Source organism: Rhodococcus sp. 1168 (assembly GCF_002091955.1).
In the GTDB taxonomy this organism is placed as follows: domain Bacteria; phylum Actinomycetota; class Actinomycetes; order Mycobacteriales; family Mycobacteriaceae; genus Rhodococcoides.
Genome location: NZ_MKKY01000003.1, coordinates 24199 through 40131, shown reverse-complemented (window position 1 = coordinate 40131; position 15933 = coordinate 24199). Strand labels below are relative to the sequence as shown.

The 15933-nt window shown below is 63.2% G+C and carries 11 protein-coding genes; 4 read left to right on the top strand and 7 right to left on the bottom strand.

The genetic code is table 11. The annotated features are described in order from the left end of the window. Positions 1 to 29 precede the first annotated feature (29 nt). From BJI47_RS00200 to BJI47_RS00180, 5 genes are all read right to left on the bottom strand, one after another. Positions 30 to 1571: a DUF6350 family protein gene (locus tag BJI47_RS00200; RefSeq protein WP_254900309.1), complete on the bottom strand. Its 1542-nt coding sequence runs from the start codon at positions 1569 to 1571 to the stop codon at positions 30 to 32. A 56-nt stretch (positions 1572 to 1627) separates the two neighbouring features. Continuing rightward, positions 1628 to 2512, bottom strand: a complete 885-nt coding sequence (locus tag BJI47_RS00195; RefSeq protein WP_088941818.1) for a DUF5336 domain-containing protein — start codon at positions 2510 to 2512, stop codon at positions 1628 to 1630. 486 nt (positions 2513 to 2998) lie between these two features. Continuing rightward, complete coding sequence (gene sucD, locus BJI47_RS00190; RefSeq protein ID WP_084347777.1) at positions 2999 to 3910, bottom strand: succinate--CoA ligase subunit alpha; 912 nt, start codon at positions 3908 to 3910, stop codon at positions 2999 to 3001. Between the two features lie 8 nt (positions 3911 to 3918). Then, positions 3919 to 5082 (bottom strand): ADP-forming succinate--CoA ligase subunit beta, encoded by a 1164-nt coding sequence (gene sucC / locus BJI47_RS00185; protein ID WP_088941817.1) that lies wholly within the window; start codon positions 5080 to 5082, stop codon positions 3919 to 3921. A 145-nt stretch (positions 5083 to 5227) separates the two neighbouring features. Then, the gene (locus BJI47_RS00180) at positions 5228 to 7066 is read right to left on the bottom strand and encodes a hypothetical protein (RefSeq protein ID WP_088941816.1); all 1839 of its coding nucleotides are present in this window, start codon (positions 7064 to 7066) and stop codon (positions 5228 to 5230) included. Positions 7067 to 7311: 245 nt separating this feature from the next. On the opposite strand from BJI47_RS00180, the gene BJI47_RS00175 reads away from it, so the two are divergent. Continuing rightward, positions 7312 to 8337 (top strand): M23 family metallopeptidase, encoded by a 1026-nt coding sequence (locus tag BJI47_RS00175; protein WP_088941815.1) that lies wholly within the window; start codon positions 7312 to 7314, stop codon positions 8335 to 8337. 66 nt (positions 8338 to 8403) lie between these two features. Here BJI47_RS00175 and BJI47_RS00170 read toward each other — a convergent pair whose 3' ends face one another. Further along, positions 8404 to 10878 (bottom strand): UvrD-helicase domain-containing protein, encoded by a 2475-nt coding sequence (locus BJI47_RS00170; RefSeq protein WP_088941814.1) that lies wholly within the window; start codon positions 10876 to 10878, stop codon positions 8404 to 8406. Between the two features lie 178 nt (positions 10879 to 11056). On the opposite strand from BJI47_RS00170, the gene BJI47_RS00165 reads away from it, so the two are divergent. After that, entirely contained in the window at positions 11057 to 11503 is a 447-nt protein-coding gene (locus BJI47_RS00165; protein WP_254900308.1) for a chorismate mutase, read from the top strand. A 67-nt stretch (positions 11504 to 11570) separates the two neighbouring features. Here the strand turns inward: BJI47_RS00165 and BJI47_RS00160 are convergent, their stop codons facing one another. Further along, complete coding sequence (locus tag BJI47_RS00160; protein ID WP_088941812.1) at positions 11571 to 13022, bottom strand: NAD-dependent succinate-semialdehyde dehydrogenase; 1452 nt, start codon at positions 13020 to 13022, stop codon at positions 11571 to 11573. An 81-nt stretch (positions 13023 to 13103) separates the two neighbouring features. On the opposite strand from BJI47_RS00160, the gene pgi reads away from it, so the two are divergent. Together pgi and BJI47_RS00150 are read left to right on the top strand one after the other, a co-directional pair. Beyond that, positions 13104 to 14753: a glucose-6-phosphate isomerase gene (gene pgi / locus BJI47_RS00155; protein ID WP_088941811.1), complete on the top strand. Its 1650-nt coding sequence runs from the start codon at positions 13104 to 13106 to the stop codon at positions 14751 to 14753. A gap of 155 nt (positions 14754 to 14908) precedes the next feature. Beyond that, complete coding sequence (locus BJI47_RS00150; RefSeq protein ID WP_088941810.1) at positions 14909 to 15898, top strand: hypothetical protein; 990 nt, start codon at positions 14909 to 14911, stop codon at positions 15896 to 15898. The last annotated feature ends 35 nt before the right edge of the window (positions 15899 to 15933 follow it).

Below are 15933 nucleotides of genomic sequence, written 5' to 3'. Positions count from 1 at the left end.
TTGCCCGGCGATCCGGGCCAGCACAAAGACTAGTCGCTGCGGTCTACAGGCTCGACGGGCAGGTCCTCTGTGGACTTCCCCTCGACCGGTTCTTCGACATCCGACGTCGGTGGCACAGCCAAATCGACGACCTCTGCCTCTACGACGTCGACAGCTGCCGAAGCAGTCGTATCGGGTTCTGGCGCAATCGTAGGCACGTCGACGTCCTCGGGCACGTCGATGATCTCGGCGTCCAGAGCATGTCCTTCCTGGACGACGGGCGGGACATCGGCGGACTGGGCATCGGCAGGCTGCTGGGCATCGGCGGACTGGGCATCGGCGGACTGGGCACGAGGCGTCAAGACAGGCTGCTCGCTCGAGCGCTCGGTTTTCACGGGCAGCGGTTCGTCGTGCTTCGATCCCCCACGCCACGCAGTAACGGCGGCAGCCAGTGATCCGACCACCGCCAACCAGGCGAATGCCAACAAGCCGAACGACCACGCCGTGACCTCGACGGTGCCGAACGTCCCCAGGTTCCCGCCTGCAGCGACGCCGCCCACTGCCGCGAGAATCCCCAGAACCGCTGCACCGAGCCAGACGGAGGACATTGCGTGGTGCACGTCGACGGTTCGACGTGCGCAATCGCGACCGAACATGACGGCAGCAGTGATCGGGACCACGAGCATCAGGAACCACGCCGTCTGCGCTGAGCCTTCCGGCAGAACCGCGAGAACGGGGAGCGGCGGAAGTGGACCGGCCGCGGTGTGGAAAAGGCTGACCGAGGCTTCGCCGACGTGCGCCGCAGATCCGACCGACACTGCGGAAGTTCCGAGCACCACATTGGGTAAATAGAGAATCGAGAGCACAGTGAGCCCGAGGAAGCCGACGAATCCGTTCCCTGCGTCGAGAAGCATCTCCATCGTCGACCACGACGCGACCATCGCCGCGAGGGTTATAGCTGCACCGCCGGCGATCAAGACCATCGCGGCACGCATTGTCGGCCGCACGACCTCGCCAACCCAAATGGGGACCCTCGGGGCCAAGCCGAGCGAATCCCAGCTTCCCGTCACCACACCGATGGCAGCAGCGGTGGCATGGACTCCGGCCACCCAAGCAAACGCGTGAAACGCGTTCGGACTCGACAGACCGATCGCGGCCGAAGCATCGGTGGCGACAGCCAACGCGACCGCGGTGACGAGCAGAGGCCCGAGCACGGCGGCAGCAAAGATCGACCCCAGTTCTCGACGCGTCGAGACCTCCGTGGACACCCGGTAGACGCTGCGGGCGACGACGACCATGAGCACAATCGTCGGAAGCAACGGAACAACTCCGAGCGAGGTTCCGGAAATACTCAACGGCACCTGATGAACGGCGAACCACATGCCGGCAATCGCACCGAGCGTCCCGGTGAGCTCGCTGTTGGCCGAGACGAGTGTGACCAGAACGAGCGAAGCAATGATTGCTATCAAAAGGCCGGGCACCTGGAAGCCGACCCGGACCAACATTCTGGACTGGGCAGGCGTCAGCAACGGTGGACGCTGCTGTGCCGGGTGCCGCGGACGCCGTCTCTCGTGATTCAGTAGAGCGCTCATCAGGGATGAGGGTTTCACCATCGGGCGAGGCGATGGATCAGGCGCGCCGAAGATCCCTACTTCTCGTCGTCGTCGGCGGGAGTGGTGCCGAACGCTTGGGTGGGTTCACTGTAGGAAGGCCCACCGGTCGAACCACCCTCTGTGGGTGTGGACGGCGCTGCCTGTGTCTCGGGTGGGACCGCATGCTGGGGAGCTCCCGATCCAGCAGAACCCACCGGCGGTTGGCCGTACTGGTACTGGCTGTACGGCGAAGCCTGATCGGTAGGGGCGGTCGGTCCGCTTGCACCCTGTTGTTGCGGGTCGACCGGGTAGCCGAGGGCGCCGGACGGGTTTTGACCGCGCGCAGGCTGATTGGGTGCAGGCTGTCCCGAGTAGGTCGGTGGAACGTATCCGCCTTGGCCCGGTCCCCCATAGCTCTGCTGCGGCTGACCATAACCGTAGTTCGGCGGCTGCTGACCCTGCTGGCGGTAACCCTGAGTTGGCGAATAGCCTTGGAACTGATTCTGCTGGCCGTACGAAACAGCTTTAGGCGCAGGCACTTTCAACACACCCGCACCGAACAAGAGCGCGGCGATCGCAGCAAGGGACTGAAAGAACCCCAACACCAAGACGATGATGGCACCAGCTCCCAGACCGATCGAGCTGCCTATTCCTCCGCCCGAGTCGATATTGAAGGACTGGAATACCAGCGTCAGCCACCCTGAAACCGCCAACGCAGCTGCGATTCCGATGGTGCTCGACTGCTTGGGTAGCAATCCGACCGCTGCCACGAGGCCCGACGCCAACAGCAGCGCAATCGAAGTGGGGTCACCGTTGCCGAACTGAAAGAAGTTGCTGGACACGTCGAACGCCGAGTACTGGCCGGCCAGGCCGACCAAAAAACCGATCCCACCCAGCGCGGCGACTACCAGCGTCAGAATCCGCGGAAGCTGCGACGGCATATCCGAAGTAGGCGAAGACGAGAACTGACCTGGTTGCGAGTACGGCTGCTGTCCTGGCGTCTGCTGAGACGGACCCTGTGACGAGGGACCCTGTGATGACGGACCCTGTGATGACGGACCCTGGGGGGTCGCGCCATAGGACGGGCCGTGGCTACCGTATCCGCCGGCTCCGTAACCGGGCGAACCTGAGTTTGGGCCCTCGGGCGGATAGGTCATGACACTCACCTCATGTTTCTACGTCGAAATCGGGTCCACGGACCACGCTAGTCTACGGACTGAGTGAGACACCTCGCCCAGCGTCGAGCAGCGCAGGTGACATAGAGCCGACGTGGCCCAAAGACTGTGCGCGGCCCGCAAATCGACCGCTTGAATGCGCCATTCATACGATCAGATAGCTCGAGTGCGTCATTCAAGCGGGAGGCAAGATGGGCGGTAAGCACACAAAAAGCCCGCCACCACCGGTGACGGGCCTTTCGAAGATGAAAACTACTTGACGGAGAGCGATTCGAGGATCTCGCGAGCAAGCGCAGCAGTCTCGGACGGCGTCTTGCCGACCTTGACGCCTGCAGCCTCGAGAGCGTCCTTCTTGCCCTGAGCCGTGCCCGAAGAGCCGGAGACGATGGCGCCTGCGTGGCCCATGGTCTTGCCCTCGGGGGCAGTAAAGCCTGCGACGTAGCCGACGACGGGCTTGGTCACATTGGCCTTGATGTAGTCGGCTGCACGCTCTTCGGCGTCGCCACCGATTTCACCGATCATGACGATGATCTTGGTCTCGGGATCGTTCTCGAACGCCTCGATGGCGTCGATGTGCGTCGTACCGATGACCGGGTCTCCGCCGATGCCGATGGCCGTCGAGAAGCCGAAATCACGGAGTTCGAACATCATCTGGTAGGTCAGCGTGCCGGACTTCGAGACGAGGCCGATGGGCCCGGTGCCGGAGATGTTGGCGGGCGTGATGCCGACGAGTGCTTCACCGGGGGTGATGATGCCGGGGCAGTTCGGTCCGATGATGCGGGTCTTCTTGCCCTTCTCCACGTTGTAGGCCCACGCGTACGCGGAGTCCTGCACAGGGATGCCCTCGGTGATGACGACGAGCAGCGGGATCTCCGCGTCGATCGCTTCGACGATGGCGTCCTTGGCGAATGCCGGCGGCACGAAAGCGATGGAGACGTCCGCGCCGGTCTTCTCGATGGCTTCGGCGACGGTGCCGAAGACGGGAAGTTCGATGTCGTTGCCGTCTTTGTCGACGTGCTTGACCGTGGTTCCGGCCTTACGTGCGTTGACGCCGCCGACGACCTGGGTACCGGCCTTGAGCATCAGAGCGGTGTGCTTGGTGCCCTCGCCGCCGGTGATGCCCTGGACGATGACCTTGTTGTCCTTGTTCAGAAAGATTGACATGGTTTCCTCTACTTCGCAGCCAGCTCGGCGGCCTTGTCGGCGCCCTCGTCCATGGTCTCGGCGAGCGTCACCAGCGGGTGCGCGGCGTCGGCGAGAATCTTGCGTCCTTCTTCGACCTTGTTGCCGTCGAGACGAACCACCAGCGGCTTGTTGGCCTCGTCACCGAGCTTCTTCAGCGCGCCGACGATACCGTTGGCAACCGCGTCGCAGGAGGTGATGCCGCCGAAGACGTTGACGAACACGCTCTTGACCTGCTCGTCACCGAGGATGACGTCGAGGCCTGCAGCCATGACCTCTGCCGAGGCGCCGCCACCGATGTCGAGGAAGTTGGCGGGCTTGACGCCACCGTGGGCCTCGCCTGCGTATGCAACGACGTCGAGGGTCGACATGACCAGTCCGGCACCGTTTCCGATGATGCCGACCTGTCCGTCGAGCTTGACGTAGTTGAGATCGTTTTCTTTGGCCTTGGCCTCGAGAGGATCGGCAGCGTCCTTGTCCTCGAAGTCCGCATGGCCGGGCTGACGGAAGCTTGCGTTCTCGTCGAGTGTGACCTTGCCGTCGAGGGCGAGGATCTCATCGTCCGGGGTGCGAACCAGCGGGTTGACCTCGACCAGGAGAGCATCTTCGTTGATGAAGACCTCCCACAGCTTCTGGATGGTCACCGCGGCGGAGTCGAGCACCTCGGCGGGAAGCTTTCCCTTTTCGGCTATTTCACGAGCAAAAGCGAGGTCGACACCCTTGACGGCATCGACTGCAATCTTGGCGAGTGCGTCGGGGTTCTCTACCGCCGTCACCTCGATCTCCACGCCACCCTCGACCGAACACATCGCGAGGTAGGTGCGGTTGGTGCGATCGAGCAGGAAGGAGATGTAGTACTCCTCGGCGATGTCGGATGCTTCTGCGACGAGAAGCTTCTTGACGACATGGCCCTTGATGTCGAGTCCGAGAATCGCTTCTGCGTTCTCGGTGGCAGCTGCGACGTCCTTGGAGTACTTGACGCCGCCGGCCTTGCCGCGTCCGCCGACCTTGACCTGCGCCTTGACCATTACTGGCTTGCCGATTTCCTTGGCAATTTCTGTTGCTCCAGCGACCGTGTCCGTGACACGACCTGCGGAGGTTGGTACGCCATGCTTGGCGAACAATTCCTTCGCCTGGTATTCGAAGAGATCCATCAGCTCACCGTCTCGTCTACGTTGACGCCCGCTCCAGGGTGTGAGCGGGTCTGCGCATCGACTTTATCCAGGTAGTCCACGGGTGCATCGGGCGCATGGATGGTATGTGGTCTATCTCACCGGCAGGTGCCATGTGTCCTACGCCTCACCGCAGACGATTACGGGCCGAAAGTAGTGCGGCCACAGCAAGAGTGAGCGCCCCGAGCGCCCCGACGATCACTCCGGACCCGATCACCGGCTCGAGCGCGCGCGCCTTGGTCAACGGCCACCCGAGCAAATAGATGATCATCGCGATCACGCAGCCCACGAGAAGTGCAGTGCCGCGCGCAGACCTCGACCGTGACGCAACCACGGCGGAGACCACGATGGTCGCCGCGAGAAACGCTTGCCCCCAGGCGTCCCAACCCCAAGGAAAGGTACCCAACGACGCTGCGGTGACATCCGTGCCGCGGTAAAGCGGCAGCGCCAAGCCTGCGGCAGCGAACAATGCTCCGAGAGATGCCACCGATCCGAGCGTGACGTCGATGTGTGTGTCCGAGGTGTCGACATCCTCACGCTCGGCGCTCCCGGCGAGAAGCACACAGCCGCCACACAGCACTGCGGCTACGGTGCCCAGCGCCGTCGCAACGCCGCCGACGCCGAGGGCGATGCCGTCGAAGTCGGTGGCCAGGACCACCGACTGCAGGACACCGGACGCACCCATCACGGCGGCTACCGTCAGGACGCCGAGCGTGGGGCGGACTGCTGCCGCGAGTACCGAGAAGAACATCGGGATGGACGCCAGGACCAACACGAAGCCCGCCACGGCGGCGACTCTCGTGGCCAGGATCGTCGGATCGGAAAGTCCATCCGGAACGGAGAGGGTCGGCAAGAGGGTGCCGGCGACGATGAGTACACCTGCCGCGACGCCCACAATCCCGGCCACGACATGCCAACGCGTCGTTGCCGGCGTCGAGTCCACGGGTGAGGCGCGGCGAACTTCGGCAGAGACGCCGCGTCGTTCCTGGCTCTTCGACACCGGGAAGAGAACAATTCCTACGACCACGAGCACCGCCGACGCGAAGACGCCGACCCACGATCCGGGGGCCGCGTCCACCCCCGCCCCACTCGATACTCCGGCCAACACTCGCGAACCCGTGACTCCGAGAATGCCGAGTCCGGCGCCAACGAAAGCGCCGGCTGCGACGGTGGGTGAAATCGATGCAAGCGCCGCTGCCGCCACGATCAGTACGGCGAGGGCGACGATCCCCGACCCCGCCGCCGTCGCCATCGGGGAATCGATCACGACGGGAACCAGCACGATGGCGTCGGAAGAGTCGTAGGGCGAAGCGAACATCGATCCCGCCGCCACAGCGGCAGCGACGACGGCAAGCACGGACAACCACCCACCGATTCGGATCGCCGCGGCCCTGTTGGTCATATCCGCGTGGGTGGAATGCCCGTATCCGTCGGACAGTGATGCTCGGCTCACCGCGGCCAAGCCGAACAACCCGCCCAGTGCAGCGAGAACATGGGCGGCAAGCACCAGATACGCACCGGTGCCGGGCTCCAGCGCAGCGGCAGTGATGGGCCGAAAAAGCTCCAGACGATTCGAATCGATCGGATCGATCAGGAGTCCGACATCGAGAACGGCGAGACCGGCCGACACCGCCCCGTAACCCGCCGTCACAGCGCCGGTGAGCGCAGCGCGACGCGCGATCACACCGAGCACTGCCGTCACCGCGACGAGGACCACTGGGACAAGAGCAAAGAGCGCGGCGGCAGTGACACCCGCACCGATCGGCTCCCCCGAAGCCGCGGACACCGAATCCTGGGCAACCACTGGCTCGAACGACAGGGCTACCGCGCCGCACAGCGCGGCAACCACGGTGGCGGCGGCGGCGACAACTGCTGGAGCGAACGCGGACTTGTCGTCGTCGCGGTTGGGTTCGATCCGTCGAGGAAGTACCTGTGCGGACTGGTCGGTCTGGGAGGTAGGTGCCACGACTGCGACGTTATCTGCCGCTGCCGAGTTACATCGACTTCGCGGGCCGCGTTTCGATAACGCCTATTCGGGTAGTTGTAACCCAGTGGGGGTCGGTGCTGTGGGGACGTTTCCCCTGTTCGCACTGTGAGGCACATCACATATTGGCCCAGTCCGGGCCGAAAACTTGCGCGCCTCGCGATCGTTTCGTTACCGTCTGCGGAGTCTTAAGTAACGAGCAGATCACGAAACGGAGGTCGAAGGTTTTGTCGCAGCACCGCGCGTCCTTCACCACCAGCAGATTCGTCACCCCGGCCGCTGTGACCGAGAGTGCACCTACGGTGTACTCGACCGATACCAGTTGGGGAACCGAGGCCGCAGACTTCGAGACACCGAGCTACGACTATTTCGCCAGCAATTACGGCCCCGCCGAGAGCTACCACGACGCCGAGCTGCAGAGCTCCGTCGACATGGATAGCGCCGCGGGCACCGAATCCGTTACACCGATCTTGGAAGTACCCCGTCGAGGCGGATCCCACCGCATCCCGGCGCCGCCCACCGCACTCAAGGGCCGCGCAGCCGTTCTTGCCGTTGCTGCCGGGGCCATCGTCGCCGCAGGACAGGCTGTTATCGATCAGACGCCTGCCACCTCCACTTCCGAGGAAGTTGCTCTCGCTGCAGGTTCCGCGCCCGCCGCGCCTGGCATTGCCGCAACGGCGGTTCCGCAGGCAGCCCAGTTCGCCGCCGACACCACGAGCACAGCAGCCTCTCAAGCTCCTCAGATTCTCAACGTCGCAAACCCGGTGGATCTGAGCCAGTTCAGCAATTTGCTGGCCAAGGGCCAGCGTTTCAGCGAGGAGCGCGCCGCACGCGAAGCCGCTGCCCGACGCCCTCTGTTCGTCCTACCAGCCGTCGGAACGTATACCTCGAACTTCGGGGCACGCTGGGGCACCCTTCACGCCGGCGTCGACATCGCCAACGCCATCGGAACGCCAATCGTCTCGGTTGCCGACGGCAAGGTCATCGATGCAGGTCCTGCTTCCGGCTTCGGAATGTGGGTTCGCGTCCAGCACGCAGATGGCACCGTCACCGTGTACGGCCACGTAGACACCATTACGGTGTCGATGGGTCAGCAGGTCATGGCCGGCGATCAGATTGCCACTATGGGCAACCGCGGTTTCTCCACCGGTCCGCACCTTCACTTCGAGGTGCACTTGCCTGGCGAGAGCAAGATCGACCCGCTCCCTTGGTTGGCCTCGCGAGGCATCAGCCTCGGCCCCGAACGGGACTAGAGCTACTTCATTCCCCCCGGCTACACACGCCTTTCGTGAACGTGTGTGGCCAGCGGTGGACACCTCTCAGAGCTTGGTCATCGGCACCCCACCGATAAGCATCATCTTCACTCGTCCCGATGTGCCGAAGTCGACGAGAACCATCGCCGATGTTCCGCTCCCAGTCGATTCGAGAACGGTGCCGAGACCGTACTTATCGTGGTTGACGCGGTCGCCCACGGCCAACACCAACGTGTTGTTGCGCGCGCGTGCGGAACCGAAACTCGGTGTACTCGAGGCCCCGCCATAAGAACTTCCTCCCCCGAAACCGCCTCCGCCGAATCCCCCGCCGCCAAAACTGCCCTGTCTTGTGCGCCCCCCGCCGATGGAGCGTCCACCGCCGACACCCGGATCCTCACGCTTCCACTCGATCAGCTCTTGCGGAATCTCTTGCAGAAAGCGTGATTCCGGATTGTTGATCGGCTGCCCCCACGCCGAGCGCATGATCGCACGCGTCACGTACAGCCGGTGGCGAGCCCGGGTGATTCCCACATAGGCAAGGCGCCGTTCCTCCGACAGCTCATTCGGGTCTCCGAGCGCGCGCATGTGCGGGAACTGCCCGTCCTCCCAACCTGTTACGAAAACGACAGGAAACTCCAACCCCTTGGCCGTGTGCAACGTCATCAACGTGACGACTCCGGTACCGGAGTCTGGAATCTGATCGGTGTCGGCTACCAACGACACACGTTCGAGGAATGCCCCGAGCGAACCGGGTTCCGGCAGTCCTTCCTCCGGATCAGCTTCGCCGTCGGGCACCGTTTCGGTGACGCCCTCGGCGTCGAGCTCGGCCGAGACCGCGGCAAGGTTGCGTGCCTCGGAGGTGAATTCTCTGGCCACACTGACCAGTTCGTTGAGATTGTCGAGGCGGGCGCCATCCTGCGGGTCGCTGCTTCCCTCTAGTTCGGCCCGATATCCGGTCCGGTCGAGAACTGCCTCGACGACGTCGCCGATGTCGACGACGTCGTTTCCGTCGCCGTCCGTCGTAGTGAGAACCGCACGGAGTTCGTCGAGTAGTTCGAGAAACTGACCGATAAGTTTCTGAGAGCGACTGTTCAGCAATGCGACGCGCCCGTCTGCTGCATCTCGCAATGCCCGCGAGAAGCTCATGTCCCGTTGCTCGGCATGCACTGCAACACATGCCTCTGCCCGGTCACCGATTCCTCGGCGCGGAGTGTTCAGGATACGACGCATGCTCACGGTGTCGTCCTCGTTGGACAGCACACGTAGGTACGCCACCATGTCGCGGACTTCCTTACGCTCGTAGAAGCGCACACCGCCGACAACCTTGTATGGCAATCCGAGCCGAATGAAGATTTCTTCGAGTGCTCGCGAGGAATTGTTGGTGCGATAGAAGACCGCCACCTCGTCGTAGCGCACATCGTGGTTGTCCACGAGACGATCGATCTCCGATGCGACGAACGATGCCTCGTCGTGTTCGTTGTCCGCTACGTATCCGACGATCAGTTCACCCTCGCCGGTGTCGGTCCACAGCTTTTTGTCGCGCCGGCCGGTATTGCGGGAAATGACCGAGTTGGCGGCCGAGAGAATGTTCTGCGTCGAGCGGTAGTTCTGCTCGAGCAGAATAGTGCGGGCGTCCGGGTAGTCGCGCTCGAACTCCACGATGTTGCGAATAGTCGCCCCGCGGAACGCGTAGATCGACTGATCCGCGTCACCAACGACGCACAGCTCACCGGGCTCGATGGTGCCCTCCAGCGCGCCGTCGGCGTCCGGGGTGCCGACCAATTCTCGGACCAGCATGTACTGGGCGTGGTTGGTGTCCTGGTACTCGTCGACGAGAACGTGCCTGAACCGTCGCCGGTAGTACTCCGCGACCTGAGGAAATGCCTGCAGCATCCCGACCGTCTCGCCGATCAAATCGTCGAAGTCCATCGCATTGGCAGCGCGCAGACGCTGCTGATAGTGGCCGTACACCCGCGCGATGAGCTTGGGCAGCTCGACCGGTTCCTTCTCCGCATCCGACGCTGCATCGTCCGGACTGATCAGCTCGTTCTTCAGATTGGAGATCGAGGTGGAAAGCAGACGCGCCGAAAACTTCTTCGTGTCGATCTGCAGATCCTTCGAGATCATCGTCAGCAGGCGACGAGAATCGTCGGCGTCGTAGATCGAGAAGTTGGAGTTGAGCCCCGGCAGCAGGGACGCCTGGCTACGTAGTATCCGGACGCAACTCGCGTGGAACGTCGATACCCACATGTTGTTCGCTCGCGGCCCGACGAGTCCGACGACTCGCTCGCGCATCTCGGCTGCAGCCTTGTTGGTGAACGTGATCGCAAGCACTTGCCCCGGGGTGACACCGCGCTCGGCCAGCAGATATGCGATGCGACGCGTCAAAACTGCAGTCTTGCCCGAACCCGCGCCCGCAACGATCAGAAGGGGCGACCCGGTGTGCATGACGGCCTCGCGCTGCTGTGGATTGAGACCCTCCAGCAGTGCTTCGGACTTGGATCTACCGGCAACGGGTACAGCTACAAGATTCATGTTCATCGCTGTCTCAGGTTACCGGCGCCTACCGACACGTAGAACGACTGCCGTCATTGCTACGAACAACCGACTTTCCACGAAGCCTTCCAAGTGGCAAACTGGATCAGTGATCGAAACAGCCGTGCGTCGGTGCGCCGTCCTTCGTGTCGTGAGAACGACCGAATGCGAGGGCGGCCGATAGGTGCTTGCACCCCGAGGCCCTCGACACGAGGGCCTCGGGGTTCTTTCATGTCGGGCACCTACCCCCAGCTCGCTCAATTCAGGTCTTCACCCGGAGTCCGTAGACGTAACGGTGCCGGACGCGGTATCGATCCATGATGTGACACGAGGAGAAAAAATGGCATCCACGACGAAGACCGACTCCGAAAATGCGTTGCCCACCACGGAAGCCGAGATCGACGAGTTGCGGCAGGAAATCGATCGCCTGGACGCCGAGATCCTGGCTGCTATCCAGCGCCGGAGCGAGGTATCGCAGTTGATCGGCCGTACTCGGATGGCTTCGGGCGGCCCGCGCATGGTCCATAGCCGCGAAATGAAGGTGCTCGACCGCTTCAGCAGCCTGGGCCAGGAAGGCCACACGCTCGCCATGCTGCTGCTCCGCCTCGGTCGCGGACGCCTCGGCCGGTAGAGAACTTCAGGATCTCGTTGTGCACGGCTGCCGTGCACAACGAGATCCAACTCAGGGCAGCGCCTTTTCAGGGAAGGGCTATGTACTTGGTCTCCAAGTACTCCTCGATCCCCTCACTTCCACCTTCTCGCCCGAATCCCGAGGCCTTGACGCCACCGAACGGCGCTGCCGCGTCCGAGATCACTCCGCGGTTGACTCCGACCATTCCGCTCTCGATGGCATCGGCAACTCGAAGCGCGCGATCGAGATCCTCGGTGTAGATGTACGCGGCGAGACCGAACTCGGTCGAATTCGCGGCGTCGATGCCTTGCTGCTCAGTGTCGAAACCCACGATCGGCGCGACCGGTCCGAACACTTCTTCCGCCAGGATTCGTGCAGTCGGCGGCACGTCCGTCAGCACGGTCGCCGGGTAGAAGTACCCCTCGCCGCCGGGTGCCTTTCCCCCGAGCGCCACCGTCGCACCAGCTGCGACCGCGTCGTCTACCAGTTCCACGACCTTGCTGAGCTGATCCGCGTTGATCAATGGGCCCAGGGTCGTCGACGGGTCGATACCTGGTCCGAGCTTCGTATCCTGCATCCGTGCAATCAGTTTCGAGGTGAACTCCTCTCGCACGCTGTTGGCCACGTGAAAGCGGTTGGCTGCGGTACAGGCTTCGCCGCCGTTGCGCAGTTTCGCGAGCATCGCGCCGTTGACGGCTGCGTCGACATCCGCGTCGTCGAATACTACGAACGGTGCATTTCCGCCCAGCTCCATCGACGTTCGGAGCAGTCCCCCAGCCGATTGCTCGACCAGTTTCTTGCCTACCTCGGTGGATCCGGTGAAAGTCAGTTTGCGCAGTCGCGGATCCTCGAGCAGCGGGGCCGAGACCGCACTCGACTTCGACGTCGTCAGCACCGACAGAACCCCCTCGGGAAGTCCCACCTCGGCGAACAACTGTGCAAGAAAAAGCATTGTCAACGGTGTCTCGCCGGCAGGCTTGACGATGATCGTGCATCCCGCAGCTAGAGCCGGTCCGATCTTGCGTGTGCCCATGGCGAGCGGAAAGTTCCACGGCGTGATCGCGAGGACGGGCCCAACGGGCGCCTTGCTGACCATAATTCGGCCGTTGCCTGCCGGGGCCTGGGTGTATCGGCCGCCGATACGAACAGCTTCCTCGCTGAACCAGCGAAAGAACTCGGCTCCGTACTTGATCTCGGCCTGCGACTCGGCCAACGCCTTTCCCATTTCGAGGGTCATCAGCGTCGCGACATCATCGGCGCGCTCGGTGAGTTTCTCGAACACCGCGCGCAGCAGCTCGCCGCGCTCCCTCGGCGCAGTAGCTGCCCAGGAACTCTGCGCATTCGCTGCCCCGTCGAGAGCTCTGAGCGCATCGGCAGGACTGGCGTCGGCCACTTTCGTGAACGGCCTGCCGGTAGCTGGATCGTTGACGTCGAAAGTCGCGCCGTTCTCGGCGTCGACCGCGTGGCCGCCGATCCACAACTTCGCTGGAATGGATTCGATGAGAGTGCTGTGGTCCATACCCCCGAGTGTGCCCTCGAGCAGCCCTCAGCAAACGGCACGACGCGCGCAACCCGTCGACGCACATTATGGTTGGCAAATATGAGCGGCGACATCACGGGCACCGAGGCCTGGAAAAATCTGACGGCACACTACGACTCCATCGGCGACACTCATTTGCGCGAACTCTTCGCCGCCGATCCGAACCGTGGCCGCGAGTTCACCCTCGACGCCGGTGCATTGCACATCGACTACAGCAAGCATCGCATCGACCGCGAGACCGTTGCACTGCTCGTCGAGCTCGCACGAACAGCCGACGTCGAAGGCCATCGCGACGCCATGTTCGCAGGCAAGCACATCAACACTTCGGAGGACCGCGCCGTCCTGCACACCGCACTGCGGCTACCCGCCGACGCAACCCTCGAGGTAGACGGCCAGAACATCGTCGCCGACGTGCACGAAGTGCTGACACGGATGGGGCAATTCACCGACCGCGTTCGTTCGGGCGAGTGGACCGGAGCCAGTGGCCAGAAGATCCGAACCGTCGTCAACATTGGTATCGGCGGCAGCGACCTCGGACCCGTCATGGTCTACCGCGCGTTGCGCCACTACGCGAACGCAGGCATCGAAGCGCGGTTCGTCTCCAACGTCGATCCGGCGGACCTGGTCGGCGCGCTCACCGACCTCGATCCGGCGACCACACTGTTCGTCATCGCATCGAAAACGTTCTCGACACTCGAAACCCTCACCAACGCCACCGAAGCACGCCGCTGGCTGACTGCAACCCTCGGCGAGGACGCCGTCGCCAAGCACTTCGTAGCCGTCTCAACCAATGCCGAACGGGTTGCCGAGTTCGGCATCGACACCGCCAACATGTTCGGGTTCTGGGATTGGGTCGGCGGTCGATACTCCGTCGACTCGGCAATCGGCCTCGCCGTGATGGCCGCCATCGGGAAAGAAGCATTCGGGGAATTCCTCGACGGATTCCACCGTATCGACGAGCATTTCCGTACGACGCCACTCGAGCAGAACGCTCCGGTACTCCTCGGCCTGATCGGACTCTGGTACACCAACTTCTTCGGCTCGGAAACCCGAGCAATGCTGCCTTATTCGAACGACCTCTCACGCTTCCCCGCCTACCTTCAACAATTGACGATGGAATCGAACGGCAAGTCCGTCAAGGCCGACGGCACGCCCGTCACCACCTCGACCGGTGAGATCTTCTGGGGTGAACCCGGCACCAACGGCCAGCACGCGTTCTATCAACTGCTGCACCAGGGAACACGTTTGGTGCCCGCCGACTTCATCGGATTCGCCGAGCCCACCGACGACCTCCCCACCCGCGACGGCACCGGCAGCATGCACGACCTGCTGATGAGCAACTACTTCGCGCAAACCCAGGTGCTGGCATTCGGCAAAACCGCCGAGGAGATCGCCGCCGAAGGCACCGAGGCCGACGTCGTACCGCACAAGGTCATGCCCGGCAATCGGCCGACGACATCGATACTCGCCCCGAAGCTGACACCGTCCGTCGTGGGTCAGCTCATCGCCCTCTACGAGCACCAAGTGTTCGTCGAGGGTGCCATATGGGGCGTCGACCCCTTCGATCAGTGGGGCGTCGAACTCGGCAAAACTCAGGCACTCGAGCTGACCCCCGTCCTTACCGACGCCGACGCCCCGGCGCCGCAGAGCGATTCCTCCACCGACGCCCTCGTGCGTTGGTACCGCGATCAGCGGGGTCGGGCGAAGTAGCGTCGGGCTGGGTCCGGGTGATTGGGGGGGCCGTCCGGGCGCAATTTACTCCCCTATTTGGGATTCGAACCTCCTACAGGGGGTTCGAATCCCAAATAGGGGAGCATTTCGTCCGCAGATGAATCCAAACGGCCTCGATCCGCGTCCAACTGGGTATGGACTTCGATCAACCGGGCATGTTCACCCGCGCCGACGCGCTCGCATCCGGCTACACGGACGACGATCTACGACGCAGTCGAGCCGACCGAACCGTGTTGTCGATTCGTCGCGGTTACTTCGTGCGATCAGCGGTGTACCGAACACTGGACTCCTCCGCGCAGCATCTCCTGCTCGCAAAAGCTGTGCTGTCGGACTCTGCAGACGACGCTGTGCTCAGTCACGTGTCGGCCGCGGTGTTGCACGGTATGCCGGTATGGGGCATCGCTCTCGACAAAGCTGCTCTGACTATCGGACGAAGCTACGCCAGCAAGCGCGGGAGACGACGAATCCTGCACGGGACGCGTTTGCTCGACTCCGATCGCATGATCATCGACGGCGTACCGGTGACGGTTCCTGCACGGACGGTGATCGACCTGGCAAGAGCCGAGGGCGTCGAGCAGGCGGTGTGTGTCGGTGACCACGCACTGCACAGTGGCCTGACCACAGCGTTCGAGTTGGCCGAAGCCATCGATGACGCCGCTGGACGAACAGGGGTGGGCCGTGCGCGCCACGCTGTCGGCCTCATGTCTTCTCGAAGCGAAAGCGTCGGCGAATCGAGGAGTCGACTGCTCTTCCACAACCTTGGCTTGCCCACCCCCTTGCTGAACCAGTGGGTCCACGACGACTCGGGGGCATTCGTGGGCAGAGTGGACTTCCTGTTCCCCGACGGCGTGATCGGAGAGTTCGACGGTGAAGGTAAATACGAGTCGAATCCTGTGCGAGCCGTCATCGACGAGAAGAATCGCCAAAACCGTTTGCACGACCTCGGATGGGTCGTCGTTCGGTGGGACTGGCGAGATCTGTCGAAGCCCGACGTCCTGGTCGAGCGTCTGCATGGCGCTTTTCGCCGGGCCGAAACCCGTGGTGCACCGATTGGTACGTACCGGTCGAATTTACTCCCCCAATCGGAATCCGAACCTCCTGCAGGGGGTTCGGATCCCAACTAGGGGAGTAAATTCGGCCCAGCCACCAGCCACCAGCC

Bases quoted from the DNA above. Each gene is read 5' to 3' on its own strand.
- pgi (WP_088941811.1), top strand. From the start codon at position 13,104: ATGAGCGGCGACATCACGGGCACCGAGGCCTGGAAAAATCTGACGGCA.
- sucC (WP_088941817.1), bottom strand. From the start codon at position 5,082: ATGGATCTCTTCGAATACCAGGCGAAGGAATTGTTCGCCAAGCATGGC.
- sucD (WP_084347777.1), bottom strand. From the start codon at position 3,910: ATGTCAATCTTTCTGAACAAGGACAACAAGGTCATCGTCCAGGGCATC.
- BJI47_RS00195 (WP_088941818.1), bottom strand. From the start codon at position 2,512: ATGCCGTCGCAGCTTCCGCGGATTCTGACGCTGGTAGTCGCCGCGCTG.
- BJI47_RS00200 (WP_254900309.1), bottom strand. From the start codon at position 1,571: ATGAGCGCTCTACTGAATCACGAGAGACGGCGTCCGCGGCACCCGGCA.
- BJI47_RS00160 (WP_088941812.1), bottom strand. From the start codon at position 13,022: ATGGACCACAGCACTCTCATCGAATCCATTCCAGCGAAGTTGTGGATC.
- BJI47_RS00150 (WP_088941810.1), top strand. From the start codon at position 14,909: ATGGACTTCGATCAACCGGGCATGTTCACCCGCGCCGACGCGCTCGCA.
- BJI47_RS00170 (WP_088941814.1), bottom strand. From the start codon at position 10,878: ATGAACATGAATCTTGTAGCTGTACCCGTTGCCGGTAGATCCAAGTCC.